Genomic DNA, 25,458 nt, shown 5'->3' with positions numbered 1-25,458 from the left:
AACCCCGTAGACCTTGATCTACGGGGCTTTCGAATGTGGAGGCCGAAGCCGGAATCGAACCGGCGTGGGCGGATTTGCAATCCGCTGCATAACCATTTTGCTATTCGGCCAATTGTGCCTGATGATTCCTTGGAAACATCAAAAACAAGAGTTTGTTACTGCGACTATATCGCTACAAGCATTTGATTCTTCAGCACTTCAGGTTGTTGCCCCCGGGCTGATGGCGCGCATTATGTACTAGAAGCTGGAAGCTGGCAACCCCCTGAATTCTAATAATTTTTAGTTATTTTTCAGCCCCCCGTTTTCAGATCACGACGTTGCGTACAAAGCGCAGTAGTCCGTCGCCTTCGTTGCGGTAGGCATGGGGGCGGTTACTGGCGTACATATGGAACTCGCCCGCCGCTATATGCAGCGTCCGGTCGTCCATCACCAGGGTCAGGCAACCCTCAAATACGTAGAGCTGTTCGCTCCAGCCCTCGGCATCCGCCTGGGAGTGGTATTCCTCACCCGGCTCCAGGGTCCATTCCCACAGTTCTACTTCCCGTGTGGCGCTGGCCTTGGACAGTAGAACTGCCTTGCTGCCCACCCGCGTGCCCGTCCAGGCCACTTCGTTGATGCGGCTCGGGTCCGCGGAACCCGGGGCCTGGATCAGGTCGCTAAAGGCTACGTTCAACGCCTCCGCCACACGGTCAAGGGTGCTCAGGCTGACGTTCTTTTCGCCTGCCTCGATCGCCACCAGCATCCGCCGGCTTACCCCGGACTGTTCTGACAATGCGCTCTGGCTCAGGTGCGCAAGCAGCCTGAGACGTCGTACGTTCTGGCTGACGTGCTGGAGAACGGATGCGCGTTGTGAATTTTCTTTGGGCACTATATTGCTCACCTTGTGGGGCTGCGCAGTATACTGCCCAGCTTTGGCGCATTGTGCGTCTCCATTCCCGTCACACGCAAGGTTGCAATGTCATTGAAACTACCCGGGTTGCTGTCATTGACGTCCCGCTTCAGTAAAGCGGAGTGTGTGCTGATCCTGATCACCATGGTCTGGGGCATCACCTTTCTATTGGTACAACATGCCTTGACGGCAAGTGGGCCGATGTTTTTTGTCGGCCTGCGTTTTGCGGCCGCGGCGGCCATGGTCGCGCTGTTTTCTCTGCGCAGTTTGCGTGGCATCACGCTGTTCGAGCTCAAGGCCGGGATGTTTATCGGGGTGTCGATCATGCTCGGCTACGGTTTGCAGACCATCGGCCTGCAAACCATTCCAAGCAGCCAGTCGGCCTTTATTACCGCGCTGTATGTGCCTTTCGTGCCCCTGCTGCAATGGCTGGTGCTGGGGCGCAGGCCCGGGTTGATGCCGAGCCTGGGGATCATGCTGGCCTTTACCGGGCTGATGCTGCTGTCCGGCCCCGGCGGCGCATCGCTGGATTTCAGCCCGGGAGAGATCGCCACGTTGATCAGTGCCATTGCCATAGCGGCGGAGATTATTCTGATCAGTGCTTATGCGGGCAAGGTGGATGTGCGCCGCGTCACGGTGGTGCAGCTCAGTACTGCGTCCATTCTGGCATTTTTGATGATTATTCCAACACAAGAGGCCATTCCTGACTTTTCATGGCTATTGTTAGCCAGTGCTGTCGGCCTGGGTGGCGCCAGTGCGGTGATTCAGGTGGCCATGAACTGGGCACAGAAAAGCGTTTCACCCACCCGCGCCACCCTGATTTATGCCGGCGAGCCGGTCTGGGCAGGCATCGCCGGGCGCCTGGCGGGAGAGCGTTTGCCAGGCATTGCCTTGCTGGGTGCCGTATTGATTGTTGCAGCGGTGATCGTCAGTGAGTTAAAAACCAAGGGTAAAAAGCCCGAAGCGCTTGAGGACAAGCAAGGCGATCAAGCCTGCGATTAAAGCTGCAAGCCTGAAAGGCGGTACGATTTTTTTACTTACAAGCGCTTATATAGGGGTAGAGCTGTAGGAAACCAGACAGGTTATCGACAGTCTTTGTAGGATTCAGCCACAGGTTTGCTGTTGGTGATCTGCAGCCCGCCCCGTATGATCGCTTACAAACTCCTGCAGATTAGAAGCCTATGTCCCTGATAGTTCTACTGCTTCTGCCCTTTATCGGCAGCTGTCTGGCGGCTGTTTTGCCGCATAACGCACGTAACAGTGAATCACTGTTGGCCGGTCTGATTGCTTTGATCGGTACTGTACAAGTAGCCCTGCTCTATCCACAGATTGCCCACGGTGGGGTTATCCGTGAAGAGTTCATGTGGCTGCCCAGCCTCGGCCTGAATTTCGTTCTGCGCCTGGACGGGTTCGCCTGGCTGTTCTCGATTCTGGTGCTTGGCATCGGCACGCTGGTGTCGCTGTACGCCCGTTACTACATGTCACCCGAGGACCCGGTGCCGCGCTTTTTTGCGTTTTTCCTGGCGTTTATGGGGGCCATGCTGGGCCTGGTGTTGTCGGGTAACCTGATCCAGATCGTGTTTTTCTGGGAGCTCACCAGCCTCTTTTCATTTTTGCTGATTGGTTATTGGCACCACCGCTCGGATGCCCGCCGCGGCGCCTATATGGCGCTGATGGTCACGGGCGCGGGTGGGTTGTGTCTGCTGGCGGGGGTCATGCTGCTCGGCCATGTCGTCGGCAGCTATGATCTGGATGCCGTGCTGGCTGCGGGCGACAAGATCCGCGCCCACAGCCTGTATCCGATCCTGCTGCCGCTGATCCTGATCGGCGCCCTGAGCAAGAGCGCGCAGTTCCCGTTCCATTTCTGGTTGCCCCACGCCATGGCGGCGCCAACCCCCGTATCGGCCTATCTGCACTCGGCAACCATGGTCAAGGCCGGGGTCTTTCTGCTTGCGCGCCTGTGGCCTTCGCTGTCGGGCAGCGAAGAGTGGTTCTGGATTGTCAGTGGCGCCGGTGCCTGCACCCTGGTGCTGGGCGCCTATTGCGCGATGTTTCAAAATGACCTCAAAGGCTTGCTGGCCTACTCGACCATCAGCCATCTGGGCCTGATTACCCTGCTGTTGGGCCTGAACAGCCCGCTGGCAGCGGTGGCTGCGGTGTTCCATATCCTCAACCACGCCACGTTCAAGGCGTCGCTGTTTATGGCGGCGGGGATTATCGACCATGAGACCGGCACACGGGATATCCGCAAGCTCAGCGGCCTGTTCAAGCTCATGCCTTACACCGCGACCCTGGCCATGGTGGCCAGTGCCTCGATGGCCGGGGTGCCGTTGCTGAACGGGTTCCTGTCCAAAGAGATGTTCTTTGCCGAAACCGTGTTTATCAATTCCACGGCCTGGGTAGAAATCGCCCTGCCGGTCATTGCGACAATCGCCGGTACCTTCAGCGTGGCTTATGCCCTGCGCTTTACGGTGGATGTGTTCTTCGGCCCACCCGCGACCAACTTGCCCCATACACCCCACGAGCCACCGCGCTGGATGCGTGCCCCGGTTGAACTGCTGGTGCTTACCTGCCTGACCGTGGGCATTTTCCCGGCGCAAACCGTCGGCCCGCTGCTTGCTGCAGCGGCTCAACCCGTGGTGGGGGGTGAGTTGCCCGAGTACAGCCTGGCCATCTGGCACGGCCTGAATGCCCCCATGATCATGAGCCTGATCGCCATGTCCGGCGGTATCGTGCTGTATGTGCTGTTGCGCAAGCAGCTCAAGCTCGACCGCTTCCCGCTGCCGCCGCTGATCCAGTATTTCAATGGCAAACGCTTTTTCGAGCGCAGCCTGGTGGTGATCATGCGCGGCGCGCGGCGCCTGGAACGCCGCATCAGCACCCAGCGCCTGCAAACCCAGCTGTTTTTGTTGATTCTGGTCGCCGTGATCGCCGGGCTGATCCCGATGCTGTACAGCGGGCTGGGCTGGGGCGACCGCCCGAAAATACCGGGCTCGATCGTGTTTATCACCCTGTGGCTGATTGCGATTGCCTGTGCCCTGGGCGCCGCCTGGCAAGCCAAGTACCACCGTCTCGCAGCCCTGACCATGGTCAGCGTATGCGGCCTGATGACCTGCGTGACGTTCGTATGGTTTTCGGCGCCTGATCTGGCGTTGACCCAACTGGTGGTTGAAGTGGTGACCACGGTGTTGATCCTGCTGGGCCTGCGCTGGCTGCCGCGACGGATCGAAGAGGTTTCACCGCTGCCGGGCACGTTGCGCAAGGCCCAGGTCCGTCGCTTGCGCGACTTGCTCCTGTCCACCGCGGTCGGTGGCGGCATGGCGTTGCTGTCCTACGCCATGCTGACCCGTCAGACACCCAACGATATCTCTTCGTTCTACCTCAGCCGCGCCCTGCCTGAAGGCGGCGGCAGCAATGTGGTGAATGTGATGCTGGTGGACTTCCGCGGCTTCGACACCCTCGGCGAGATCACCGTACTGGCCGCCGTGGCGCTGACCGTGTTTGCCCTGCTGCGCCGCTTCCGCCCGTCCAAAGAGAGCATGCAGTTGCCTGCCCAGCAGCGCTTGCTGGCCAAGGACGTGATGACCGACCTGGTCAACCCGCGCAGCGCCAGTGACACCGCACTGGGCTTTATGATGGTGCCGGCGGTGCTGGTGCGCCTGTTGCTGCCGATCGCCTTTGTGGTGTCGATGTACCTGTTTATGCGCGGTCACAACCAGCCAGGCGGTGGCTTTGTCGCCGGCCTGGTGATGAGTGTGGCGTTTATCCTGCAGTACATGGTTGCCGGCACGCAGTGGGTGGAGGCGCAAATGAGCCTGCGACCGCTGCGCTGGATGGGTACCGGGCTGCTGTGCGCAACCCTGACCGGGCTGGGCTCGATCCCCCTGGGCTATCCGTTCCTGACCACCCACACCGCTCACTTCAGCCTGCCGCTGTTGGGCGATATTCATGTGGCCAGCGCCCTGTTCTTCGATATTGGCGTGTATGCGGTGGTGGTCGGTGCAACGCTGCTGATCCTGACGGCACTGGCTCACCAGTCAGTGCGCGCCCATCGCCCGAGCAATCAGCTTGCCCCGCTGCCTGCCCTGCAACCGCCTCTTGCATCCAAAGAAGGAGCCGCCTGATGGAAGAAGTCATCGCCATCGCTATCGGAGTATTGGCCGCATCGGGCACCTGGCTGGTTCTGCGTCCGCGAACCTTTCAGGTGGTCATGGGCCTGTGCCTGCTGTCTTACGGGGTTAACCTGTTTATCTTCAGCATGGGCAGCCTGTTTATCGGCAAGGAGCCGGTGATCAAGGACGGCGTGCCCCAGGACTTGCTCAATTACACCGACCCGCTGCCCCAGGCACTGGTACTCACTGCCATCGTCATCAGTTTTGCCATGACCGCGCTGTTTCTGGTGGTCTTGCTGGCCTCTCGGGGCCTGACCGGTACCGACCACGTTGATGGCCGGGAGCCAAAAGAATGAATGTAATGCCGCACCTGATTGTCGCGCCCATTCTGCTGCCACTGCTGACCGCTGCCTGCATGCTGTTGCTGGGGGAAAAACACCGCCCGCTCAAGGCGCGGATCAACCTGGTCTCGACCCTGCTCGGCCTGGGTATTTCGGTGATGCTGTTGCTGTGGACTCGCGAGCAGGCGATTCCGGCTTCGATTGGCGTGTACCTGCCGAGCAACTGGCAAGTGCCGTTCGGGATTGCCCTGGTGGTCGATCACCTGAGCGCCTTGATGCTGGTGCTGACCGGCATTATCGCCAGTTGCGCCCTGCTGTTCGCCATGGCCCGCTGGGATCGCGCCGGGGCCAGTTTCCACGCGTTGTTCCAGATCCAGCTGATGGGCCTGTACGGCGCCTTCCTGACTGCCGACCTGTTCAATCTGTTCGTGTTTTTTGAAGTGCTGCTGGCCGCCTCCTACGGCTTGATGCTGCATGGTTCGGGCAAGGCGCGGGTGTCGGCGGGGCTGCATTACATCTCGATCAACCTGCTGGCTTCATCGCTGTTCCTGATCGGTGCGGCGTTGATCTACGGGGTGACCGGCACCTTGAACATGGCCGATCTGGCGCTGAAGATCCCTTTGGTGCCCGAGGCCGATCGCGGCTTGCTACATGCAGGCACGGCCATTCTGGCGGTGGCTTTTCTGGCCAAGGCCGGCATGTGGCCGCTTAACTTCTGGCTGGTACCGGCGTACTCGTCGGCCAGTGCGCCGGTGGCGGCGCTGTTTGCGATCATGACCAAGGTCGGTATCTACACCGTGCTGCGCCTGTGGACCCTGCTGTTCTCCGGGCAAGCCGGGGCATCGGCGTACTTTGCCGGTGACTGGCTGATCTACGGCGGCATGGCCACCATTGTTTGCGCCGCCATCGCCATCCTCGCCGCCCAGCGCCTGGAGCGCATGGCCAGCCTGAGCATTCTGGTGTCTGCCGGGATCCTGTTGTCAGCCGTGGGTTTCGCCCAGCCCAACCTGACCAGCGCCGCGCTGTTCTATCTGGTCAGTTCCACCCTGGCCCTGAGTGCGCTGTTCCTGCTGGCCGAGCTGATTGAACGCTCGCGTTCTTCTGCCGACCTGGTGCTTGAGGATGATGTCGAGGTCACGCCCAGCCTCAGCGAGCCAACGGCCCCGCCCCGGGGCAGCAACCTGGACGACGAACAGAAAGTGGTGGTCGGGCTGGTCATCCCCTGGACGATGGCCTTTCTGGGCCTGAGCTTTATCGCCTGCGCGCTGTTGATCATCGGCATGCCGCCGCTGTCGGGCTTTATCGGCAAACTTGGCCTGCTCAATGCCCTGCTCAATCCGCTGGGGCTGGGCAATGCCACCGATGCGCCAATCTCAACCGCGGCCTGGAGCCTGCTGGCCTTGTTGATTCTTTCCGGGCTGGCCTCGTTGATCGGCTTTTCACGTATGGGCATCCAGCGTTTCTGGACCCCCCTTGAGCGCCCGTCACCAATCCTGCGCCGCATTGAATGCCTGCCCATCGTGCTGCTGCTGGGGCTGTGTGTGGTGCTGACGTTCAAGGCCGAGCCGGTCCTGCGTTATACCCAGGCCGCCGCCGACACCCTGAACAACCCCGAGCGTTATGTCATGGCCGTGATCGCCACCCGCCCTGTACCAAGCCCGCAGGCCAAGGCGGCACTACAGGAGGTGCAACCATGAGGCGCCTGTTCCCTGCTCCCTGGCTGTCCCTGGCACTGTGGGCACTGTGGCTGTTGCTCAACCTGTCCCTGAGTGCCGGCAATCTGCTGCTGGGCGCGGCGCTGGCCATTCTGGCGCCGGTGATGTTTGCGCCGCTGCGCCCGCTGCCGGTGCGCATTCGCCGTCCCGGGGTGATTATCAAGCTGTTCTTTTTGGTAGGCCGCGATGTGGTGGCCTCCAATATTGCCGTGGCCTGGGGTGTACTGCGCGCCGGCAAAAATCCGCCCCGTTCGCGGTTTATCAAAATCCCCCTGGACCTGCGCGATGCCAACGGTCTTGCCGCCCTGTCGATGATCACCACCGTGGTGCCCGGCACCATCTGGTCGGAACTGGCGCTGGACCGCAGCGTGCTGTTGCTGCACGTGTTCGACCTGGATGACGAGGCGTCGTTTATCGAGCACTTCAAAACCGCCTACGAGCGCCCATTGATGGAGATTTTTGAATGAGTGCCCTGCTCACCAATGCCATCCTGCTCAGCCTGTTTATTTTCAGCCTGGCAATGGTCTTGACCGTGATCCGCCTGTTCAAGGGCCCCTCGGCCCAGGACCGGGTTCTGGCGCTGGACTACCTGTATATCCTGGCCATGTTGATGATGCTGGTGCTGGGTATCAGATACGCCAGTGACACCTACTTTGAAGGCGCACTGCTGATTGCCCTGTTTGGCTTTGTCGGCTCGTTTGCGCTGGCCAAATTCCTGCTGCGTGGCGAGGTGATCGAATGAGTCTCTGGATCGAAATATCGGTGGCTGTGCTGCTGGTACTCAGCAGCCTGTTTGCCTTGTGCGGCGCTATCGGGTTGTTGCGGCTCAAGGATTTTTTTCAGCGCATGCACCCGCCGGCACTGGCTTCAACCCTTGGCGCTTGGGGCGTGGCCCTGGCCTCGATTCTGTACTTTTCCGCCCTTAAATCGACCCCGGTACTGCATGCCTGGCTGATGCCGATCCTGCTGTCGATTACCGTACCGGTGACCACCTTGCTGCTGGCGCGGACTTCGTTGTTTCGCAAGCGCATGGCAGGCGAGGATGTACCGGCGGAAGTCAGCAGCGGCGGACGTAGCGAAAACGCTAACTGAACCTGTGGGAGCGGGCTTGCTCGCGATAGGAACGACGCGGTGTGTCTGTCAGACCGCAGTGCGCCCATCGCGGGCAAGCCCACTCCCACCCACTGGGCTACATCCAGCCCAGCCAGCTCCAGTACGTGGCACCGAACAGCAGCATCAGCAGATAACCCACCGCCGTAACGATCAACCCGACCTTGGCGAACTGTTTCGCGGTAAAGGTCTGGGTGCCCAGGCACACCATATTTTGCGGGGCGTTGATCGGCAGGATAAAACCGTAGCTGACCACAAAGCCCAGCAACATGGTCATGCCCAGGCGGTTGAATTCACCCGGCAAGGTTTGCAGCACCGCGATCAGAATCGGCAGCAAGGCCGAGGTCAATGCCGTGGCACTGGCAAAGCCCAGGTGGATCAATATCAAAAACGCGCCCAGAATCGCAAAGATCCCCAGCGGCCCTACCTGATCCAGCCCGGTATTGGCCACCACCTGCCCGCCCAACCATTGCCCGGCCTGGGTGGTGAGCAAGGCCGTACCCAAACTGATACCCACCCCGAACACAATCACCGTGCCCCAGGGGATACGCGACTGCACGTCTTTCCAGGTCATCACGCCAAAGCGCGGCAACAGCAAGAATACAAGGCCGGCATAGGTGGTCGAAGTGGTGTCAAAACTGTGCAGTTTGCCCTCGGTGGCCCAGGCCAGCAGCAAGGCGATCGATACGCCCATCAGGCGCTTCTGCGGGCCGGTCATGGGGCCCAGTTCGGCCAGTGATTTTTCTACGGCCTCCTTGCCGCCGGGGATGCTGTCGCTCTCTGGCGGGAGCATTTTCAGCACCACAAACAGCAGCACCGCCGACATGATGATGGCCCAGGGTGCACCGGCGATCAGCCAGTCAAGCCAGTTCACCCGCGCACCGAGCATCTTGTCCATAAAGCCCACGGTCAGCAGGTTCTGTGCCGCCGCAGTTTGAATGCCGACATTCCAGATACTGGTGCCCTGGGCCACGACAATCATGATCCCGGCAGCAATGTTGGAGCGTTTGTCCACGCCGAAGGCCAGGATCACCCCCATCATGATCGGTACCACGCAGGCACTGCGCGCCGTGGCACTGGGCACCACCAGGCTGAGCAAAATGGTGACCGCAATCGCCCCCAGCAAAATGCGTCGGGTGCTGGTGCCGATACGCGACAAGGTGACCAGGGCAATGCGCCGGTCAAGACCGGTGTGGGTCATGGCAGCCGCGATAAACAGGGCGCCCGCCACCAGGGCCAGGGCAGCATTGGAAAACCCGGTCAGGGCCATGGTGATGCCAGCAGAGGTGCCGTAAAGCCTGGACGGGTCCGCCAGGGTGGGCGCCATGCCGATCAGGAACGCCATCAGGGAGGTGATCATGATGGCGCTGGCTTCGTACGACACCGCTTCAGTGATCCATACCACCACGGCAAATGCCAGGATCGCCAGCATGCGATGACCGGCTACCGGCAAGTCGGCGGGCAGTGGCAACAGTAGAATGCCGATCATGACCAGGACTGCTATCACCAGACCAATGGGAAGTTTTGCTTTTGCCGTCGCAGGCGTGGGGCTGGTTGCAGGCGCATTCATGGTCATCTCCTTGAGCTTGAAAACCCGTGGAGCATAGGTCAAGAGCGGCGGATGGGTTTTGATATTGATCAGCTCAGAGGCACCCCCACCCCAACCCTCTCCCAGAGGGAGAGGGAGCTGACCGCACGCGGATTCAAACTCAACGCCAATCAGTCCCCTCTCCCTCTGGGAGAGGGTTAGGGTGAGGGGGCTTTGGGCTACTGGATCTTGTAGTGAAAGGTATTACGCACCCCCGGCACCGTCACCGCCTGGCCATCGACCATGCGTGGCTGGTAGCGGAACGTCGCCGCCGCCACCAGTGAAGGACGAATAAACGCCGGGTGACAGTTGCCCACCACTTTGGGGTTGTCGACCTTGCCCTGGGGCGTCACCGAGTACTCCACCGTGCAATCGCCCTGAATGCCCTTGTCCAGTGCCCGTTGCGGGTAGTCCGGGGCTTGTTTACTGATGGGCAGGTACTGGCGCACATCCGCTGCCGCAGCCGCCTGCTGCGCTCGCCGGGCATTATCCGCCGCTGCAACCCGGGCCTGTTCAGCCACGGCCTGCTGACGCTGGGCCTCAACCTGTTCGGCGCGCTGCTGCGCGGCTTTTTGTTGCTCCACTTGCGCCTGTTTCTGCTCCTCGACCCGCTTGCGCGCCAGTGCCGCCTGTTCCAGTTTGCGCGCCTGGATCTGCGGGTCCACTTTAGGCTTGACCACCTCGGGCCTGGCCTCAACCACCGGCGCCGGAGTCACCACCGGCAGCGGCTCCGGCGCAGGGGGCGCCATTACCGGCTCGGCGGGCAACATCACCAGCCGGGTTTTCAGGGTCGATGGCACAGGCTCCGGCAGCGATTGCTCCATGCTCCAGCCCAGCACCAGGAACGCCACCACAGCGCTGTGCAGAGCCACGCTGACCGCCAGCGCCTGGCTGTTATGCCACATCCGCGTCCAGGGCAGCGGCTGCGCGGGGGCTATCGAGCCGTGCATCAATGCGGCACTCATTGTGGCGCCTCGGTCACCAGCCCCAGGTTGCTCACGCCACCTTGCTGCAGGGCCGCCATCGCCTTGACCACGCTGCCATAACCCGCCTCGTTGTCGGCGCGGATATACACCTGGGTGTTGCTGTCCTGCGCCACCACCTGGCCGACCTTGGCCTGCAACTCTTCAAGGCTGACGGCGCTGTCGGTCTGGTTCTTGGTGTCCAGTTCACTGCCCAGGTTCCAGTAGTAGCCACCTTCGGCCTTGACTGACAGAGTGAGGATTTTTTGCTGGCTGTCATTGACCAGGGCTTCACTGGCCACTTTCGGCAGTTCGATTTTCACCCCCTGGGTCAACATCGGCGCGGTCACCATAAAGATCACCAGCAGCACCAGCATCACGTCGATGTAAGGCACTACGTTCATTTCGGCCTTGGGCCCGTGTTTGCGCTGTGGTCGAGCAAGCATGATGAAACTCCCTTTCAAGCGACGGCGGACATGTTCCGCGAACCGGCATGCAGGCTGCGGTACAAGCGCATCTGCACTTCATTGCCGAGGCTGTAGTAACGGGTCAGCAAGGTCTGGCCACGGGCCGAAAAACGGTTGTAGGCAATCACGGCCGGGATCGCCGCAAACAGGCCGATGGCGGTGGCGATCAGGGCTTCGGCGATGCCCGGGGCGACGGTGGACAGGGTCGCCTGTTGCACCTGGGACAGGCCGATAAAGGAGTTCATGATCCCCCACACGGTACCGAACAGGCCGATATAGGGACTCACCGAGCCCACGGTCGCGAGAAACTGCAGGCCTTTCTCCAGGCGGATCTCCTGCTCGCTGATGGCCACATACAGCGCCCGCTCCACCCCTTGCATCACGCCTTCGGCATCCACACCCGGCTGCTGCTTGAGTTGGGCGTATTCACTGTAGGCAGCGGCGAATACTTGCTCGGCACCGGCATCTTCATGGCTGGTATCGCGGCTTTCGCGGTACAGGGCATTGAGCTCGCCCTGGCCACGCAGGCGCCCGGTAAAGTTGTCCATGTCGCGCTCGCTACGGCGCAGGATGGCGCTGCGGCGCACAATCAGAAACCAGCTCAACAGCGAGGCCAGCAGCAGGATCAGCATCACCCCCTTGACCAGCAGACTCGCGTCGCTGATCAGGCCCCAGATCGTCATATGTTCCATGGTTGCGTGCATGTTGTTGCTCCAGTAAAGGGGTATTTATAAGCGTCTTAAATGACCGGGTTATGGCAAGTGCAGGGCCTTGGCAACTTCAGCCCAGGGGATGTACTTGAAGTTTTGCGCCTGCTCGGGCATGCGTTTGCGACCGTCCTGAACCACCAGCATGCCTTTGTGCCACGGGCCGCCGAGGTTGGCCGAGGTCACTTCCAGGCCATCGGTTTCCGACGCGCCGTCGATGCCCGCCGCCGCATTGATCCCCACCCGGAACGCACCGCGCAGGGCATACGGCGGCTCGGCATCGACCACCACATAGCTGTCGTTGCCCTGGCTGGAGATCACCAGGTAGTTGTCTTTGTCGGTCTGGTACAGGCCCATGCCTTCGATATCGTCATGCACCTGTTCACCCACCCTGATCACGCTGGTGAGCGTGGCCGGTTGGTCAGGCCGGGCATCCACCGCCCACACCACCACATCCTCCTCACCGAGGAACAGCCGCTGGTTGCGATCGTCCGCTACACAGCCTTCGGGTTGGCTGGCCACCTTGAACCGGCGCACCAGCTCGCCCTGCACCTTGTCGCCCTTGGCGTACAAGCGGTGCTGCACAAAAGTGCCGTCCTTGTCGTTGGTGAAACTGTAGATCTCGCCGGTAGGGGCCTTGAACAGGCACAGGCCGTAAATATCGGTGACCGGCGTGGCAATCTCGCCCGCTTCCTGCAAGGTGCCGGTGGCGCGGTCGATGCTGAACACGCTGAGGCTGTTGTGATCGCGATTGGTTGCCACGGCCAGATCCACAGTGCGTCCGCCCAGCTCGAAGCCCGGGCGCACATCGACGTTGTTCAGGCGGCCCACAGGCAGATGCTGCACGCGTTTGCCCTGCAGGTCGTACACCTCAAGGCCCTGCTGCTTGTTGGTGCCCAGTACCCGGCTCAGAGCAGGGGTTTTCGGGTGTACCCAGATGGCCGGGTCATCCGCGGCATCACCCTGGCTCATCACCACGTCGGTTTGCACCGCAGGTTTTACGCTGACCAGCACAGGGGGGTGGCTGGCCGGGGTGGCATTCCAGCCCAATGCGCCTTCGTACATTTTGCTGCTGGCACCGTCCTGCACCAGCAGTTGCAGGCCATGCGGCGTCTGACGCAGGGCCAGATGCTCCGGCTCGCGGACCCCGGCCAGGGGCAAGCTGGCAACGGCTGCCCAGCCCTTGCCCTGCTGCTGATACAGATTCAGTTGTGCCGCCTCGGGATCGAGGCCGAGCATACCGCCCGGCATCAGGGCCATGTCCCCGGTGGATTTTTTTACGTTGCCAAATGGCTCGACCATCGCCACCGGCACGCGCTCGACGTCGGCCTCGGCATGGGCCGGGTAGGCCCACCAACCGACATTCTCTTCGTTGACGAAGAGGTTCTGCGCGGCGTCATCGACCTTGCAGAACTTGGCCTGCGGCGGCAGGGGCAGGCTGCGCACCAGCAGCGGCGTCGGCAAACGGCGGCTGTCAGCGGCAACCAGCCATTGCTCGCCCCTGCCCTCTTCGCCCACGGTAAACAGGTAGATATTGCTCGCGTCGTCCTGGTACAGACACACGCCATTCACCGCGTAGTCGCGGGTGGGCAGATAGGATGGCGCCTGCCATTGATGGCTCTTGGGGTCGAGATTGAACAGCGCAACCTGCTGCTTGTCCTTGTCGTTACTGGCCACCAGCACCTGGTCGCCCAGGACGCGGCTGTCCAGCCCGGCAAAGGCGCCCTGGACCCGGCTCAGGGTGTTGCCCTGTTTATCAAGCAACAGCAGGCCTTCGCGCTTGCTTGCCGCCAGGCGCTCGTCACCTGTGCTACCGGGTAAAAAACTCAGGGCCTGGGCCTTGCTGGTGGACCATTGCTGCAATGTCGGGGCAGCAATATCGGTAGCTGCCTGGACGCTGCCTGCGGTCAGGCAGGCCAGCAAGGGCAGGAGGCGGGGTTTGCGTGTGAACATGAGTGATCAATCCTGAATTCTGTTCAAAAAAACAATGGCGCTTCAGTGGGAGCGAGCCTGCTCGCGAAGGTCTCAACATCACTTACCGCCTTCGCGAGCAGGCTCGCTCCCACAAGGGGGGGCATCGAAGCCTTAAAAATGGGTGTAGGTCAGGCCCAGTGAGTAGGTCGGGCCGTATTCTTCGTACTGGTTGTTGAAGCGGCTGTTGCCGCTGTACGTGAAGTACGGCTGGTCCGTAAGGTTCTGGGCGTCGAACTTGACTTGCAGGTTCTTGGTCAGCGAGTAGCGGGCACTGAAGTCGACAAAGGTCTGGGCATTGACATAGGTGTCATGGGCCTTGTCGTTGACCCCGGCCAGTTCGTAGAGGTAGTCCGACTTGTAGTTGGCCGACAGGCGCAGGCTCAGCTTGTCGTCTTCCCAGCCGAGCATCAGGTTGCCGACGGTCTTGGACTGGTTGGGCAAATCGATATCGCGCTTGAGGCTGGCTCCGGTCGCTGCGTCAACGCCCTTGATACTGGCATTGGAGCGGCTGAACGTGCTGTTGGCGCCCAGGATCAAACCGTTCCAGGGTGACGGCAGCCAGTCGAATTTTTGCGAGTAGGCCAGTTCCAGACCATAGAGCTTGGCGCTGTCGCCGTTGGCATAGCTGTGGGCTTCGGTGAAGTCGACCCATTCGCCGCTGCCCGCCAGGTCGTTGTTGTAGACGAAGTTTTTAATGTCTTTGTAGAAGAGGAACGCCGACACCGTGCCCGCCTGCCCCATAAAGTGCTCGATGCCAAGGTCGAAGTTGCTCGATTCCAGCGGCTTGAGGTTGGGGTTGCCGAACTCGGCTTTGTCATCTTCGATAACAAAGCCCGGGGCCAGTTGGCCAAAGGTCGGGCGCACGACGGTGTTGGTCCAGGCCGCCCGCATCTGGGTGTTTTTCGCCAACTGATAGCGCGCATGCAGGCCCGGCAGCCAGTGGTGGTAATCGCGCTGGGTGTTTTGGTCTGCAAAGACGCCATCGCGCACGCCCGTACCCTTGGCCTCGAACTCGGTGCCCTCGTAGCGCATGCCGGCGATAAAGCGCCAGTCATCGATATCCAGGGTGTTCATCAGGTAGGCCGCATTGATGTCTTCGCGCATCTTGAAGTCATTGGCCCGCGAGTCCTGCTCGTTGTAGAAGTCGTCGCGGTTGAGGCCGCCGATCAGGTCCTTGATCGCCCCGCCGCTGATGCCCGGGCCGTACTGGCCAAGGTTGTAGTGCAGGTTGCCCTTGTTGAACGCATTGAGGCTCAGTTGCTCGTCGCTGAAGCCCAGGTCGGAGAAGTCCTTGTAGGTCCAGGCATTGAGGTCGTTGTCCTTGTTGCGCCGGCTGACCTTGCCGCCGAACTTGACCTGGGAGGCGTAGCCCTGCACGTCGTAATCGCGGGCCAGGTCCAGGCGGATATTTTTCTCGGTGTCCTTGGTGTGCTGTTCTTGCCAGTCCACCTTGTCGAGGCTGAAGTTGGTCGGGTCATAAAAGCCAGCGCCGATGATCGGCCGCGGTTTTTCGGTGTCGTAGAAACCGCCGTTGCCAATGCTCGAGCTGCCCTTGAACGTTGCGCCGGCGATGCCCCCCGGGTTGTCTTCGCTGGACTCGCTGTAACCGGCCTGCCCGCTGAGGGTCCACAGGCCCATGGTGCGTTCACCGCCGAATACGTAGGACTGGATTTCCTGGGTTTCTTCGCGCTGCTTGAGCTTGCGCTTGGTCTTGGTTTTACCCACCTCGTCTTCGGCCTGGGGGTCGGAGAATTCAAAGGCGGTGGAGTTGCGGGTTTCGTTGTCCTCAAAGCGGCTGTACAGGGTGCGCAGGTACAGACTGGTATCGTCGTCGGGCTTGTAATCAAAGTTGAGGCCGCCACCGGCACGCTCGCGGCTGATCTCGTAAACACGCTGTTCAAAGCTGTTCAGACGGGCGCCATCGGTGAAATCCCAGTCGCCGCCGGTTTCGACGTTGTCGGAGCGAAAGTCGCGCTTGTTCCAGCTCAGGGCTGCGGCCACACCGAAGTTGTCGACACCGTCACCCAGGCTGAAACGGTCGCTGATGGCGCCCGACACCTTGGGGCTGGTCTTGTGGCTGTTCTTGTTGTATCCGGCCTCGGTGCTGCCGGTGAAAAACAGGCCGTCATGGTCGAAGGCCGAGAGGCTTTGTACGTCTACCGTGCCACCCAGGGAGTTGGCGTCCATATCCGAGGTCAGGGTCTTGATCACCGACAGCGACTGCACCAGTTCCGAGGGCAAGACGTCCAGGGCCACGGCGCGGCGGGCGCTTTCCGGGGACGGTACCAGTGTTCCGTTGATGGTCACGCTATTGAGGTCCGGGCCCAGGCCACGCACGCTGACAAAGCGGCCTTCGCCCTGATCGCGCTCAATGCTGATACCGGGCAGGCGCTGTACCGCCTCGGCCACGTTGGCGTCGGGCAACTGCGCCACGCCATCGGCATGCACCACGCTTTCGATGGTGTCCGAGTTGCGTTGTTGCTTGAGTGCCTTGTCCAGGCTAACGGCCTGACCGACTACTTCGACGTGTTCAGTGGCACCGATGGCCGATGTCTCGGCGGCGCTCAAACGTTCGCTGGCGATTGCCAGGGCCAATGCACTGACCGTAAAGCCGACCCACTGCGCCTTGCTGCGACACTTGTACATGTTGGTGCTCCCCCAAAATCGCACGTCAGGCCGGGCAAATGGCCCGACAACTTGGGAGCGAAAGCTAGGGTCGGCGGATGACAGCGCTGTGACAGTGTTCGGCGAAACGCCCGAAACAAAAGGTTTCAAGCATTGATAAAGGGGTAAATGAGCTGATTTGACCTGATTGCGAAAAGATCGCCCCCCGTAGCAGCTGCCGAAGGAACGAGGCTGCTGCTACGAAATCGGGGGCAACCACGAGCTTGCGTTTAACTTTTTTTTCACCACACACCTGAGCTGATTCGACCCGCAAGCCCCGTCATACAGTTGTCACACCGCTCTGCTCTGCTGACCGGCAATAGGTTTGGGTAGAACTGTGATGACTTGGTTAAACGTCCTTAAACACCATCGCTACAAGCTTGGTTTACTGCTGCTGGCCGCCAATGCCGCGGTACTGCTCAACCTGGCATTCGGTACCCCCAAGGCCTTCAGCGAATGGCACTGGCTGGATATCTTCGGCGAGGGCGGCACCGCCCTGTTTATGCTGTTCTGGCTGGGGCTGGTGATTAAAAGCCGGCCCACCGGGCGGGTCACCAACTACCTGGCGTACGGCCTGTGCTTTATGTTTTTTTCCTGGTGGGTGGATGTGCTCGACGAGTTTATCCGCCTGCCCAAACATATTGGCTGGGATCACTGGATGGAGTCGGCACCCATGCCCGTCGGCATGATTCTGCTGACCATCGGCCTGTTTCATTGGCACCGCGAGCAGCAGGCTATCAATCAACAGATGGAGAAGCGCGAGCGGGTATTTCGCGAGCACCGGCTGTTCGACAAACTCACCCCTCTGGGCGGCGCCGGTTACCTCAAGCACCAGGTCAGCGACTGCCTGGCGCAAAGCGTCGAGCAGCAACAGCCGCTGTCACTGCTGGCGCTGGATATCGACGATTTCACGTCCATCAACCAGCATTACGGCCACGCCGAAGGTGATGCCGTGTTGCAGGCCCTCAGCCAGTTGCTGCTGCTCAACCTGCGTCGCCACGATCTGCTCTGCAGGCTGGCCGGTGACCGTTTTGTGGTGCTGTTGCCCAATACCGGCGAGAGTCAGGCCCGCTTGCTGGCGCTGGAACTGCAGCAGGCGGTACAGAGCCTGGCCCACAAAACCCGCCAACAGGGTGAACGGGTGTATCTGTCGGCCAGTACCGCGGTGGTGATGGCCGTCAACGAAGCGCCCGATGAGCTGCTCAAGCGCCTGAACCTGACACTGGTGCGGGCCAAGCCGCCACGGAGCAAACGCGCATGACCCTGGACAGCCGCTGGTACGAAGCCGACAGCCGCTTTATTGCCGGGCATTATCAACCTGCGACCCTGATTGATCTGGCGTTGTCGCGGGATATCGACAGCCATCGCCTGCTGCGCGGTACCGGGCTGTTTTACGAGGACATCGTCGCCGGGCACACGCGTCTCAGCCCCCAGCAGTGTTTTACCCTGATCGCCAATGCACAACGCTTACTCGAAGCCGATGACAGCAGTTTTCTGTTTGGCCAGCGCCTGTGGCCGGGGCATTACGGCCCGGCCAGCCACGCCCTGCAGCAGGCACAGAACCTGCAGCAGGCCCTGGAAACCCTGATCCATCACCGCGCCCTGCTCAGCCCCTTGCTCACCCCGCGGCTGTTGCTGGACGACAAATACGCCTATGTGTACTGGCTCGACAGTTGTGGGGCCCAGGAGCAATTGCGTTTTGTACTGGAGGCCAGTATGACGGCGCTGATGGCCATGAGTCAGTGGCTCAGTGGCGAGCGCCTGCCGTGGGAATGCAGTTTCAGCCATGCCGAGCCGCATTATGTGGAGCAGTACTGGGTACATCTGGGGGAGAACACCCAGTTTGGCTGCCAGCTGGACATGATGCGCCTGCCCCGTGAATACCTGACCCGGCCCTGGCCGAATGCCTCGGCCATTGCCCGCCAAGTGGCCTATCAACAGGCACAGGAGCAGTTGCACAGCCTGGGCTTTCGCGCCAGCCTGCTTGACCGGCTGTATGTGTACTTGCGCAACAATGCCCGGGAGGCTCCGGGCCTTGAGCAGGCCGCGCAGCATTTTTCGGTGAGCCAGGCCACCCTCAAGCGCAAGCTGAACAAGCACGGCACCCACTTTCAGGCCCAGCAGGATCAGGCGCGCAAGCATATGGCGCTGTATCTTTACCAGATCAAGGGGCTGAGCAATGAAGCGGTGGCCGAGTACCTGAACTTCAACGACCCGGCGAACTTTCGCCGGGCCCTGAAACGCTGGACGGGGTGTACACCCAATCTGATACGGCAGTTTCTGGCGTTGTAAGCCACTCCCCAAACCTGATGCGCGCAGGTGGATTGTGGGAGCGGGCTTGCTCGCAATGCAGGCCACGCCGGTTATCTGGAAAACCGCGGTGATGCTATCGCGAGCAAGCCCGCTCCCACAGGTTTAGCGGCGTTTACCAAACGGATCCTTGGCGCAGTTACCCCGCCAGCTCACGCAATTTGGCCAGCTCTTCAGCCCCCAGCGGGATGCCTTCGCTCAACGATTTGGCCCGCTCGATAAAGCGCCGGTCACCCGGCATGCGCTCAAGCCCTACTGCATGCATCTGCCGAACCAGTTCTGCGCTGCGCTGGGCAAAGCTGTTGCCGCCAGATTTGCTCGGATCGATCACGATCAGCAATTGGCCGGTCCACGGGGTTTGTGCACCCGGGTGTTTCGACCAGTCAAACTCAAACGAGAAATTACCCCCCGTCAGCGCCGCCGCCAGCAACTCGACCATCATCGACAGCGCCGACCCCTTGTGCCCGCCAAAGGGCAGCAAAGCGCCGCCGTCGAGGATGGCTTTCGGGTCTTCAGTGGGCTCACCCTGCTTGTCTACGCCCATGCCGGCAGGCAACGAGTGGCCTTTACGAGCGGCAATTTGCACGTCGCCGTGGGCAATCGCACTGGTGGCCAGGTCGAATACGATCGGATTGCCATCCGCACAGGGTGCGGCAAAGGCAATCGGGTTGGTGCCAAACAACGGTTTTTGTGCACCGTGAGGCACTACGCAGGTCATGCTGTTGACCACGCTCAAGGCCACCAGGCCTTCTTCGGCAAACGGCTCGACATCCGGCCAAAGTGCGGCGAAGTGATGGGAGTTACGAATCGCCAGCACCGCAATCCCGGCACTGCGGGCTTTTGCCACCAGCAACTCGCGGGCGGCCGCCAATGCAGGCTGGGCAAAGCCCCCCGCCGCATCCACGCGGATAAACCCGCTGGCAACGTCTTCTACAACCGGCACCGCCTGGCCATTGACCCAGTTGCTGGCCAGTGATGACAGATAACCCGGAATGCGGAACACCCCATGGCTATAGGAACCATCGCGCTGCGCCCGGGCGCAGTTGTCCGCCAGTACCCCGGCAACCTCCGGCGAGGTGCCATGACGCTCAAAAATCCGTTGCAGCAAGGCGGTCAATTCGGCGAGGGAAAGCGACTGCGTGGATGACATTCTGGGGCTCCAGTCTGATTATTTTTGTCTGAGGCAAACTATCCTTCGATGACAGTTCTCTGTCAATTGTTGACTTAATGACAGAAAACATTCACTTTCTGCAACGCGCTGAAATAAAAACAGGAAGCAGTCGTGAGCCAGCCGATTAAACAACGCCTTGAAAGCAGTCTGTCAACCGCCGCCCCCTCGGGCCGGGCGATTGCCAGCTACATGCTGGCCAATCTCTACGAGCTGCCCTTTCAGACCGCCGCCGACATCGCCAGCAAACTGGGAGTCAGCGAGTCCAGTGTGGGGCGTTTTTGCCGTGCCCTGGGCTACAGCCATTTCAAGGATTTGAAAAACGATCTCAAGGACGACCTGGGCGATGGCCCGTGGCTGGTCGGTGATCGCTTGCAAGAATTCCGCCAGCAGTCGAGCCAGAGCCCGCAGGCCCTGCCGCGCAGCTTCGAGCTGGAAGTCGGGGCGCTGGTCAAGGTCTACGAATACAGCCTCACCCCGCAGTGGCGTGCCGTCAGCCAGCGCCTGGCCACGCGGCGCAAGGTGTTTGTCGCAGGCTTCCAGACCGAGCGCGGCATCGCCGCCTCGATGGTGCATTTACTGCAATACCTGCGCGATGGCGTGCAGCTGGTCGACGGCGCCGCCGGGCATTACGCCGATGTACTGCTGTGCCCGCCCGCAGACTGCGCCCTGGTGGTGTTTGAAGCCCGTCGCTACTCGCGCCACGCCCAGTTGTTGTGCCGCAAGGCACGCGAGGCCGGTATCGAAGTCACGCTGGTCACCGATACCTTCTGCGACTGGGCCGACCAGAGCGCCAATGAAGTGTTTCGCGTGCCCACCGAGTTCAACCTGTTCTGGGAGTCCACCGCGGCCATGCTGTCGCTGGTGCATTTGCTGATCAATGAAGTGTGCAAACAACTGGGGCCTGACGTTGAAAAGCGTCTTGAGGCAACCGCGGCCTTACACAATGAGTTCGTGGGCTACACATCCTCACCCGGATCAAAACAATAAAACGAGGTGCTAGATGAAATACGTCATTCGCTTTGCAAGTGCATGCGCACTGATGGCCGCCGTTGCAGCCAACGCTCAGGCCGACACGCTGACTATCGCCACCGAAGGCGCCTACCCTCCCTTCAACACCACCAACTCGGACGGCACGGTGTCCGGCTTTGACGTCGACATCACCAATGCCCTGTGCGAGCGCATGAACGCGCAATGCAAGATTGTTGCCCAGGACTGGGACGGTATTATCCCGGGGCTGATGGCGAAAAAATACGACGCCATCGTCGCGTCGATGATCGTGACCGATGAACGCAAAAAGAAGATCGCGTTTACCAATCACTACTACCGCACCCCGCTGTCGATCGCCGTGCCTAAAGACTCTGATATCACCGATGCGCAGATCGACTTCAAGGGCCGCACCATCGGTGCCCAGGGCGCTGCAACCCAGGGCATCTACGCCGAAGACCACTACGAAAAAGCCGGCGCCAAGCTCAACCTGTACCCGACCCTGGACGAGGCCAACGCCGAGCTGAAAAACGGTCGTGTCGATGCGGTGATTGCCGACAAATTCCCGCTGCTGGAATGGATCAACAAGGCCAGCGACGACTGCTGCAAAATCATCGGTGACGTCAACGGCACCAATGCCGACGCCGCCATTGCCGTACGCCAGAGCGATACCGTGCTGCGCGAGCGCTTCAACAAGGCGCTGGACGAAATCGTGGCTGACGGCACCTATAAAAAGATCAGCAGCAAGTACTTCGACTTCGACATTTACTGAGTCGCCTGCCCTCGCTTGAGGGCCTCCCTGCCAATGACCCTGCCCTGCGCACGTAACGTGCGCAGTGGCTGAATTTCGGCCCACTTTTGCCCGGGGATTCGAGCATGCTCGATCAACTCTCACTTCTTTCTTTTGCCAGTGGCGGCTGGGGCTCGGCGTTGCTCGCCGGCGCGCTGGTGACCATTGCCCTGGCCTTGAGCTGCCTGCCTATCGGCTTGCCCCTGGGCCTGGTCGTGGCGGTGGCGGCACGCTCGAAAAACCGTTGGCTGCGGGCGTGGGCAACCACTTTTTCCACGGTATTTCGCGGTTTGCCGGAACTGCTGACCCTGCTGATCATTTATTACGGCTGCCAGATCGCCGCCCAAAAGCTGCTCGCCATGATGGGCTACGACGCGCAGGTGACGATCAATACCTTCGTCGCTGCGATGGTGGCTTTCAGCCTGGTATTTGCCGCCTTCTCGAGCGAGATCTGGCTGGGTGCGTTTAAAACCATTCCCAAGGGCCAGTTCGAAGCGGCCTCGGCACTGGGCCTGAGCAAATTCACCACCTTTCGCAAGGTGGTACTGCCACAACTGGCACGCATCGCCCTGCCGGGGCTGTCGAACAACTGGCTGTCGCTGCTCAAGGACACCTCGCTGGTGTCGACCATTTCCCTGGTGGACCTGATGCGCCAGACCAACCTGGCGGTCAGCGTGACCAAAGAGCCGATGCTGTTCTACACCGTCGCCTGCCTGGGCTATCTGTTTTTCTCGGCGATTTCCGGGCGTCTGTTCGCCTTTCTTGAACGCTACTTCAGCCGCCATCAACGGAGCGCGCAGCCATGAGTCTGGCGGATCTGCAAAACATGTTTCTCAACCCCGACCTGCTGGAACGCTACGGCCCGCGGTTTATCGACGGGCTGCTGGTCACCGGCAAACTGGTGGCGATTTCCTTTACCCTGGGGGCTTTGCTCGGCTTGCTGATCGCCCTGGGGCGTTTGTCTAGCAACCGCTTCTTGCGCAGTTTTACCGGTGCCTACGTGTACTTTTTCCGCGGCTCACCGCTGCTGGCGCAACTGTTTTTGCTGTACTACGGCCTCGGCTCGTTCAAGGGCTTCTGGCAGGACGTGGGCCTGTGGTGGTTTTTCCGCGATGCGTGGTTCTGCACCCTGCTGGCTTTCACCCTCAACACGGCGGCGTACCAGGCCGAGATCCTGCGCGGCAGTATCCTCTCCGTGGCCCAGGGCCAGCGTGAGGCCTGCAAAGCGCTGAACCTGTCGCGCTGGACCGCCTTTCGCAAGATCATTCTGCCGCAATCGTTGCTGGTGGCCATCGGCCCGCTGGGCAATGAACTGATCCTGATGATCAAGGCCAGTGCGATTGCCTCGCTGGTAACCATTTACGACCTGATGGGCGTGACCAAGATGGCGTTTTCGCGCAGTTTCGACTTTCAGGTCTACCTGTGGGCCGCCGTGCTGTATCTGCTGATCGTGGAAGTGGTGCGGCGCAGCCTGAAACTGATCGAAGGCCGCCTCGGCCGCCATTTGCAGTAAGCCCATTGCCCGGGCTGCGCACACGGCCCCCTGTTTTAAGGATTTGTTTATGCACTGCGACACTATCGTTCTGGGCGCCGGCATTGTCGGCGTCAGTACCGCGTTGCAACTCCAGGCTCGTGGGCGCAGCGTCGTGCTGCTTGACCGCGCCCAGCCAGGCAGCGGCACCAGCCACGGCAATGCCGGGCTAATCGAGCGCGCCAGCGTGATCCCCTATTCGTTCCCGCGGGAACTTTCGCGCCTGTTGCGCTATGGCCTCAACCAGCAATCGGACGTGCGCTACAGCCTCAAGCACCTGCCCAAGGCCGGGCCGTGGCTGTTGAAGTACTGGCAGCAATCCGCTCCCAAGGCGCTGGCCAGGGCCACCCGGGCCATGCTGCCGCTGATTGAACAATGCGTCAGCGAACACGACTTGCTGGCCGAGCCGGCCGGGGTGACTGCGCTGATCGATGACAGCGGCTGGATCGAGGTCTATCGCACCCAGACCGACTTCGACAAGGCCCAACGCGATGCGGCGGCCCTGAGCGACTACAGGCTCAACTACCGGGTACTGGGCGAACAGCAGGTGCACGCCCTGGAGCCGGGCCTGCATAACGATGTGATCGGAGGCATTCACTGGCTCGATCCCAAGACCGTCAGTGACCCGGGCGGCCTGACCCGGGGTTATGCCGAATTGTTTGTAAAGCGTGGAGGCACCTTTGTCATCGGTGACGCCACCAGCCTGCGGGCAACGGCCGGGCAATGGCAGGTCGAAAGCCAGAAGGGCCTGATCGTCGGCAACGAAGTGGTGATTGCCCTCGGCCCGCAAGCACGGGCGATTTTCGAACCGCTGGGCTATCGCATTCCCCTGGCAATCAAGCGCGGCTATCACATGCATTACGCGGCCAAAGACGGCCACACCATGCAGCACCCGATTCTGGATTCGGTGGGCGGTTATGTGCTGGCACCGATGGTGGGCGGTATTCGCCTGACCACCGGGATCGAATTTGCCGACAGCGATGACCCGATCAACGAAATCCAGTTGCGCCGCTGCGAAGAGCGCGCCCAACGCCTGTACCCGCTGGGTGAGCGTGTGGATGCCGAACCCTGGCTGGGCCGGCGCCCGTGCCTGCCGGATATGTGCCCGGTGATTGGCCCTGGCAGCCGCCACAAGGGCCTGTGGTTCAACTTTGGCCACGCCCACCACGGCCTGACCCTGGGCCCGGTCAGCGGGCGTCTGCTGGCCGAAATGATGACCGGGGAAAAACCTTTCACCGACCCTGCGCCCTACAGCGCCGAGCGTTTTCACTGATCACTGGAGACACACCATGCTTGCACAACCTGCTTACGTTCATCCTGTGTCGCCAGTCACTGACACCCGCAAGGTCGTCGTGGATATCGCCGGGCTGAACAAATATTACAGCGCTTTTCACGTGCTCAAGGGCATCGACCTGAAGGTGCGCGAAGGTGAACGCATTGTGCTGTGCGGCCCGTCCGGCTCTGGCAAATCAACCTTGATCCGCTGCATCAACCGCCTGGAAATCGCCGAGCAGGGTCGCATCCTGATCAACGACACCGACCTGGCACTGCCAACCCGTGAAGCGGCGAAAGTGCGCAGTGAGATCGGTATGGTGTTCCAGCATTTCAACCTGTTCCCGCACATGAGTGTGATCGACAACTGCATCCTGGCGCCGATGTCGGTGCGCGGCCTGTCGCGCAAGAAAGCCATCGAACTGGCCCAGCATTTTTTGACCAAGGTTGGCATTGCCAGCCAGGCTGATAAATACCCGAGCCAGTTGTCCGGCGGCCAGCAGCAACGTGTGGCCATTGCCCGGGCGTTGTGCATGGAACCGAAAATCATGTTGTTCGATGAGCCGACTTCGGCGCTGGACCCGGAAATGGTCAGCGAAGTGCTGGATGTGATGGTCAACCTAGCGGGCAGTGGCATGACCATGTTGTGCGTGACCCATGAAATGGGTTTTGCCCGGCAGGTGGCGGAGCGGGTGTTGTTCCTGGATGGCGGCATGGTGATTGAAGACTCGCCGCCCGAGGAGTTTTTCAACGCCCCGAAAAGCCCGCGGGCCAAGGCGTTTTTAGCCCAGATCGTGCATTAAGAGCAAAGCCCCTCACCCCAACCCTCTCCCAAAGTGAGAGGGGGCTAAAGGCCAAAGCAGATCTTCGC

Annotated in this window: 23 protein-coding genes and 1 tRNA gene; 15 read left to right on the top strand and 9 right to left on the bottom strand. The window is 60.8% G+C overall.

The features are described 5' to 3' along the window. Positions 1-36: 36 nt before the first annotated feature. Both ACP7BE_RS01955 and ACP7BE_RS01950 read right to left on the bottom strand, forming a co-directional pair. Positions 37-110: transfer RNA gene (locus ACP7BE_RS01955), tRNA-Cys, on the bottom strand. Positions 111-304: 194 nt separating this feature from the next. Further along, a complete protein-coding gene (locus ACP7BE_RS01950; protein ID WP_095000586.1) occupies positions 305-868 on the bottom strand; it encodes a helix-turn-helix domain-containing protein in 564 nt (187 codons plus the stop codon). Between the two features lie 87 nt (positions 869-955). Between ACP7BE_RS01950 and ACP7BE_RS01945 the strand changes: the two genes are divergently transcribed. The 7 genes from ACP7BE_RS01945 (at position 956) to ACP7BE_RS01915 (ending at position 8,149) form a co-directional block, all read left to right on the top strand. Then, positions 956-1,891: a DMT family transporter gene (locus ACP7BE_RS01945; protein ID WP_240881347.1), complete on the top strand. Its 936-nt coding sequence runs from the start codon at positions 956-958 to the stop codon at positions 1,889-1,891. A 179-nt stretch (positions 1,892-2,070) separates the two neighbouring features. Continuing rightward, positions 2,071-5,013 (top strand): monovalent cation/H+ antiporter subunit A, encoded by a 2,943-nt coding sequence (locus tag ACP7BE_RS01940; protein ID WP_095019769.1) that lies wholly within the window; start codon positions 2,071-2,073, stop codon positions 5,011-5,013. Next, positions 5,013-5,357, top strand: coding sequence for a Na+/H+ antiporter subunit C (locus ACP7BE_RS01935; protein WP_003446102.1), 345 nt, complete (start codon positions 5,013-5,015; stop codon positions 5,355-5,357). Before ACP7BE_RS01940 ends, ACP7BE_RS01935 begins: the two co-directional genes overlap by 1 nt. After that, entirely contained in the window at positions 5,354-7,039 is a 1,686-nt protein-coding gene (locus tag ACP7BE_RS01930) for a monovalent cation/H+ antiporter subunit D (RefSeq protein ID WP_095000589.1), read from the top strand. The genes ACP7BE_RS01935 and ACP7BE_RS01930 overlap by 4 nt, the downstream gene beginning before the upstream one ends. Next, the gene (locus tag ACP7BE_RS01925) at positions 7,036-7,524 is read left to right on the top strand and encodes a Na+/H+ antiporter subunit E (protein ID WP_095000590.1); all 489 of its coding nucleotides are present in this window, start codon (positions 7,036-7,038) and stop codon (positions 7,522-7,524) included. The genes ACP7BE_RS01930 and ACP7BE_RS01925 overlap by 4 nt, the downstream gene beginning before the upstream one ends. Further along, positions 7,521-7,799 (top strand): K+/H+ antiporter subunit F, encoded by a 279-nt coding sequence (locus ACP7BE_RS01920; RefSeq protein WP_048358261.1) that lies wholly within the window; start codon positions 7,521-7,523, stop codon positions 7,797-7,799. Before ACP7BE_RS01925 ends, ACP7BE_RS01920 begins: the two co-directional genes overlap by 4 nt. Then, complete coding sequence (locus tag ACP7BE_RS01915) at positions 7,796-8,149, top strand: Na+/H+ antiporter subunit G (protein WP_095000591.1); 354 nt, start codon at positions 7,796-7,798, stop codon at positions 8,147-8,149. Before ACP7BE_RS01920 ends, ACP7BE_RS01915 begins: the two co-directional genes overlap by 4 nt. Positions 8,150-8,246: 97 nt before the next feature. Here ACP7BE_RS01915 and ACP7BE_RS01910 read toward each other — a convergent pair whose 3' ends face one another. The 6 genes from ACP7BE_RS01910 to ACP7BE_RS01885 form a co-directional block, all read right to left on the bottom strand. Next, positions 8,247-9,737, bottom strand: coding sequence for a DASS family sodium-coupled anion symporter (locus ACP7BE_RS01910; protein ID WP_095000592.1), 1,491 nt, complete (start codon positions 9,735-9,737; stop codon positions 8,247-8,249). A gap of 197 nt (positions 9,738-9,934) precedes the next feature. Further along, the gene (locus ACP7BE_RS01905) at positions 9,935-10,720 is read right to left on the bottom strand and encodes a TonB family protein (protein ID WP_426104454.1); all 786 of its coding nucleotides are present in this window, start codon (positions 10,718-10,720) and stop codon (positions 9,935-9,937) included. Then, positions 10,717-11,163 carry a protein TolR gene (gene tolR / locus ACP7BE_RS01900; protein WP_016780534.1) on the bottom strand — a complete coding sequence of 149 codons (447 nt, stop codon included), beginning with the start codon at positions 11,161-11,163 and terminating at the stop codon, positions 10,717-10,719. The genes ACP7BE_RS01905 and tolR overlap by 4 nt, the downstream gene beginning before the upstream one ends. Positions 11,164-11,177: 14 nt before the next feature. Next, positions 11,178-11,888 carry a protein TolQ gene (gene tolQ, locus ACP7BE_RS01895; protein WP_426104452.1) on the bottom strand — a complete coding sequence of 237 codons (711 nt, stop codon included), beginning with the start codon at positions 11,886-11,888 and terminating at the stop codon, positions 11,178-11,180. Positions 11,889-11,936: 48 nt separating this feature from the next. Continuing rightward, the gene (locus ACP7BE_RS01890; protein ID WP_426104450.1) at positions 11,937-13,844 is read right to left on the bottom strand and encodes a phytase; all 1,908 of its coding nucleotides are present in this window, start codon (positions 13,842-13,844) and stop codon (positions 11,937-11,939) included. A gap of 132 nt (positions 13,845-13,976) precedes the next feature. After that, complete coding sequence (locus ACP7BE_RS01885; RefSeq protein ID WP_426104448.1) at positions 13,977-16,511, bottom strand: TonB-dependent receptor; 2,535 nt, start codon at positions 16,509-16,511, stop codon at positions 13,977-13,979. 358 nt (positions 16,512-16,869) lie between these two features. On the opposite strand from ACP7BE_RS01885, the gene ACP7BE_RS01880 reads away from it, so the two are divergent. Continuing rightward, positions 16,870-17,790, top strand: coding sequence for a GGDEF domain-containing protein (locus tag ACP7BE_RS01880; protein ID WP_095000597.1), 921 nt, complete (start codon positions 16,870-16,872; stop codon positions 17,788-17,790). After that, positions 17,787-18,821: an AraC family transcriptional regulator gene (locus ACP7BE_RS01875; RefSeq protein WP_095000598.1), complete on the top strand. Its 1,035-nt coding sequence runs from the start codon at positions 17,787-17,789 to the stop codon at positions 18,819-18,821. The genes ACP7BE_RS01880 and ACP7BE_RS01875 overlap by 4 nt, the downstream gene beginning before the upstream one ends. A gap of 157 nt (positions 18,822-18,978) precedes the next feature. On the opposite strand, the gene ACP7BE_RS01870 is transcribed toward ACP7BE_RS01875, so the two are convergent. Then, positions 18,979-19,989 (bottom strand): Ldh family oxidoreductase, encoded by a 1,011-nt coding sequence (locus ACP7BE_RS01870; RefSeq protein WP_095000599.1) that lies wholly within the window; start codon positions 19,987-19,989, stop codon positions 18,979-18,981. Between the two features lie 132 nt (positions 19,990-20,121). Between ACP7BE_RS01870 and ACP7BE_RS01865 the strand changes: the two genes are divergently transcribed. The 6 genes from ACP7BE_RS01865 (at position 20,122) to ACP7BE_RS01840 (ending at position 25,390) form a co-directional block, all read left to right on the top strand. After that, positions 20,122-20,997 (top strand): MurR/RpiR family transcriptional regulator, encoded by an 876-nt coding sequence (locus ACP7BE_RS01865; protein WP_095000600.1) that lies wholly within the window; start codon positions 20,122-20,124, stop codon positions 20,995-20,997. Positions 20,998-21,010: 13 nt separating this feature from the next. Further along, positions 21,011-21,766 carry a transporter substrate-binding domain-containing protein gene (locus ACP7BE_RS01860; RefSeq protein ID WP_095026921.1) on the top strand — a complete coding sequence of 252 codons (756 nt, stop codon included), beginning with the start codon at positions 21,011-21,013 and terminating at the stop codon, positions 21,764-21,766. Positions 21,767-21,870: 104 nt separating this feature from the next. Further along, entirely contained in the window at positions 21,871-22,590 is a 720-nt protein-coding gene (locus ACP7BE_RS01855; RefSeq protein WP_095019762.1) for an ABC transporter permease, read from the top strand. Continuing rightward, positions 22,587-23,297 carry an ABC transporter permease gene (locus ACP7BE_RS01850; protein ID WP_016780525.1) on the top strand — a complete coding sequence of 237 codons (711 nt, stop codon included), beginning with the start codon at positions 22,587-22,589 and terminating at the stop codon, positions 23,295-23,297. The genes ACP7BE_RS01855 and ACP7BE_RS01850 overlap by 4 nt, the downstream gene beginning before the upstream one ends. A gap of 49 nt (positions 23,298-23,346) precedes the next feature. Next, a complete protein-coding gene (locus ACP7BE_RS01845) occupies positions 23,347-24,588 on the top strand; it encodes an FAD-dependent oxidoreductase (protein WP_150629341.1) in 1,242 nt (413 codons plus the stop codon). Positions 24,589-24,604: 16 nt separating this feature from the next. Beyond that, positions 24,605-25,390 carry an amino acid ABC transporter ATP-binding protein gene (locus tag ACP7BE_RS01840; RefSeq protein WP_095019760.1) on the top strand — a complete coding sequence of 262 codons (786 nt, stop codon included), beginning with the start codon at positions 24,605-24,607 and terminating at the stop codon, positions 25,388-25,390. The last annotated feature ends 68 nt before the right edge of the window (positions 25,391-25,458 follow it).

It is taken from the genome of Pseudomonas sp. TWR1-1-3 (genome assembly GCF_049896805.1).
Lineage (GTDB): Bacteria > Pseudomonadota > Gammaproteobacteria > Pseudomonadales > Pseudomonadaceae > Aquipseudomonas > Aquipseudomonas bubulae.
The sequence above is the reverse complement of the archived record's forward strand: the minus strand, read 5'-3'. Positions and strand labels throughout refer to the sequence as shown.

Bases quoted from the DNA above. Each gene is read 5' to 3' on its own strand.
- ACP7BE_RS01930 (WP_095000589.1), top strand. From the start codon at position 5,354: ATGAATGTAATGCCGCACCTGATTGTCGCGCCCATTCTGCTGCCACTG.
- ACP7BE_RS01945 (WP_240881347.1), top strand. From the start codon at position 956: ATGTCATTGAAACTACCCGGGTTGCTGTCATTGACGTCCCGCTTCAGT.
- ACP7BE_RS01935 (WP_003446102.1), top strand. From the start codon at position 5,013: ATGGAAGAAGTCATCGCCATCGCTATCGGAGTATTGGCCGCATCGGGC.
- ACP7BE_RS01905 (WP_426104454.1), bottom strand. From the start codon at position 10,720: ATGAGTGCCGCATTGATGCACGGCTCGATAGCCCCCGCGCAGCCGCTG.
- tolQ (WP_426104452.1), bottom strand. From the start codon at position 11,888: ATGCACGCAACCATGGAACATATGACGATCTGGGGCCTGATCAGCGAC.
- ACP7BE_RS01855 (WP_095019762.1), top strand. From the start codon at position 21,871: ATGCTCGATCAACTCTCACTTCTTTCTTTTGCCAGTGGCGGCTGGGGC.
- ACP7BE_RS01915 (WP_095000591.1), top strand. From the start codon at position 7,796: ATGAGTCTCTGGATCGAAATATCGGTGGCTGTGCTGCTGGTACTCAGC.
- ACP7BE_RS01890 (WP_426104450.1), bottom strand. From the start codon at position 13,844: ATGTTCACACGCAAACCCCGCCTCCTGCCCTTGCTGGCCTGCCTGACC.
- ACP7BE_RS01840 (WP_095019760.1), top strand. From the start codon at position 24,605: ATGCTTGCACAACCTGCTTACGTTCATCCTGTGTCGCCAGTCACTGAC.
- ACP7BE_RS01940 (WP_095019769.1), top strand. From the start codon at position 2,071: ATGTCCCTGATAGTTCTACTGCTTCTGCCCTTTATCGGCAGCTGTCTG.
- ACP7BE_RS01925 (WP_095000590.1), top strand. From the start codon at position 7,036: ATGAGGCGCCTGTTCCCTGCTCCCTGGCTGTCCCTGGCACTGTGGGCA.
- ACP7BE_RS01910 (WP_095000592.1), bottom strand. From the start codon at position 9,737: ATGAATGCGCCTGCAACCAGCCCCACGCCTGCGACGGCAAAAGCAAAA.
- ACP7BE_RS01850 (WP_016780525.1), top strand. From the start codon at position 22,587: ATGAGTCTGGCGGATCTGCAAAACATGTTTCTCAACCCCGACCTGCTG.
- ACP7BE_RS01885 (WP_426104448.1), bottom strand. From the start codon at position 16,511: ATGTACAAGTGTCGCAGCAAGGCGCAGTGGGTCGGCTTTACGGTCAGT.
- ACP7BE_RS01870 (WP_095000599.1), bottom strand. From the start codon at position 19,989: ATGTCATCCACGCAGTCGCTTTCCCTCGCCGAATTGACCGCCTTGCTG.
- ACP7BE_RS01920 (WP_048358261.1), top strand. From the start codon at position 7,521: ATGAGTGCCCTGCTCACCAATGCCATCCTGCTCAGCCTGTTTATTTTC.
- ACP7BE_RS01845 (WP_150629341.1), top strand. From the start codon at position 23,347: ATGCACTGCGACACTATCGTTCTGGGCGCCGGCATTGTCGGCGTCAGT.
- ACP7BE_RS01860 (WP_095026921.1), top strand. From the start codon at position 21,011: ATGAAATACGTCATTCGCTTTGCAAGTGCATGCGCACTGATGGCCGCC.
- tolR (WP_016780534.1), bottom strand. From the start codon at position 11,163: ATGCTTGCTCGACCACAGCGCAAACACGGGCCCAAGGCCGAAATGAAC.
- ACP7BE_RS01875 (WP_095000598.1), top strand. From the start codon at position 17,787: ATGACCCTGGACAGCCGCTGGTACGAAGCCGACAGCCGCTTTATTGCC.
- ACP7BE_RS01880 (WP_095000597.1), top strand. From the start codon at position 16,870: ATGACTTGGTTAAACGTCCTTAAACACCATCGCTACAAGCTTGGTTTA.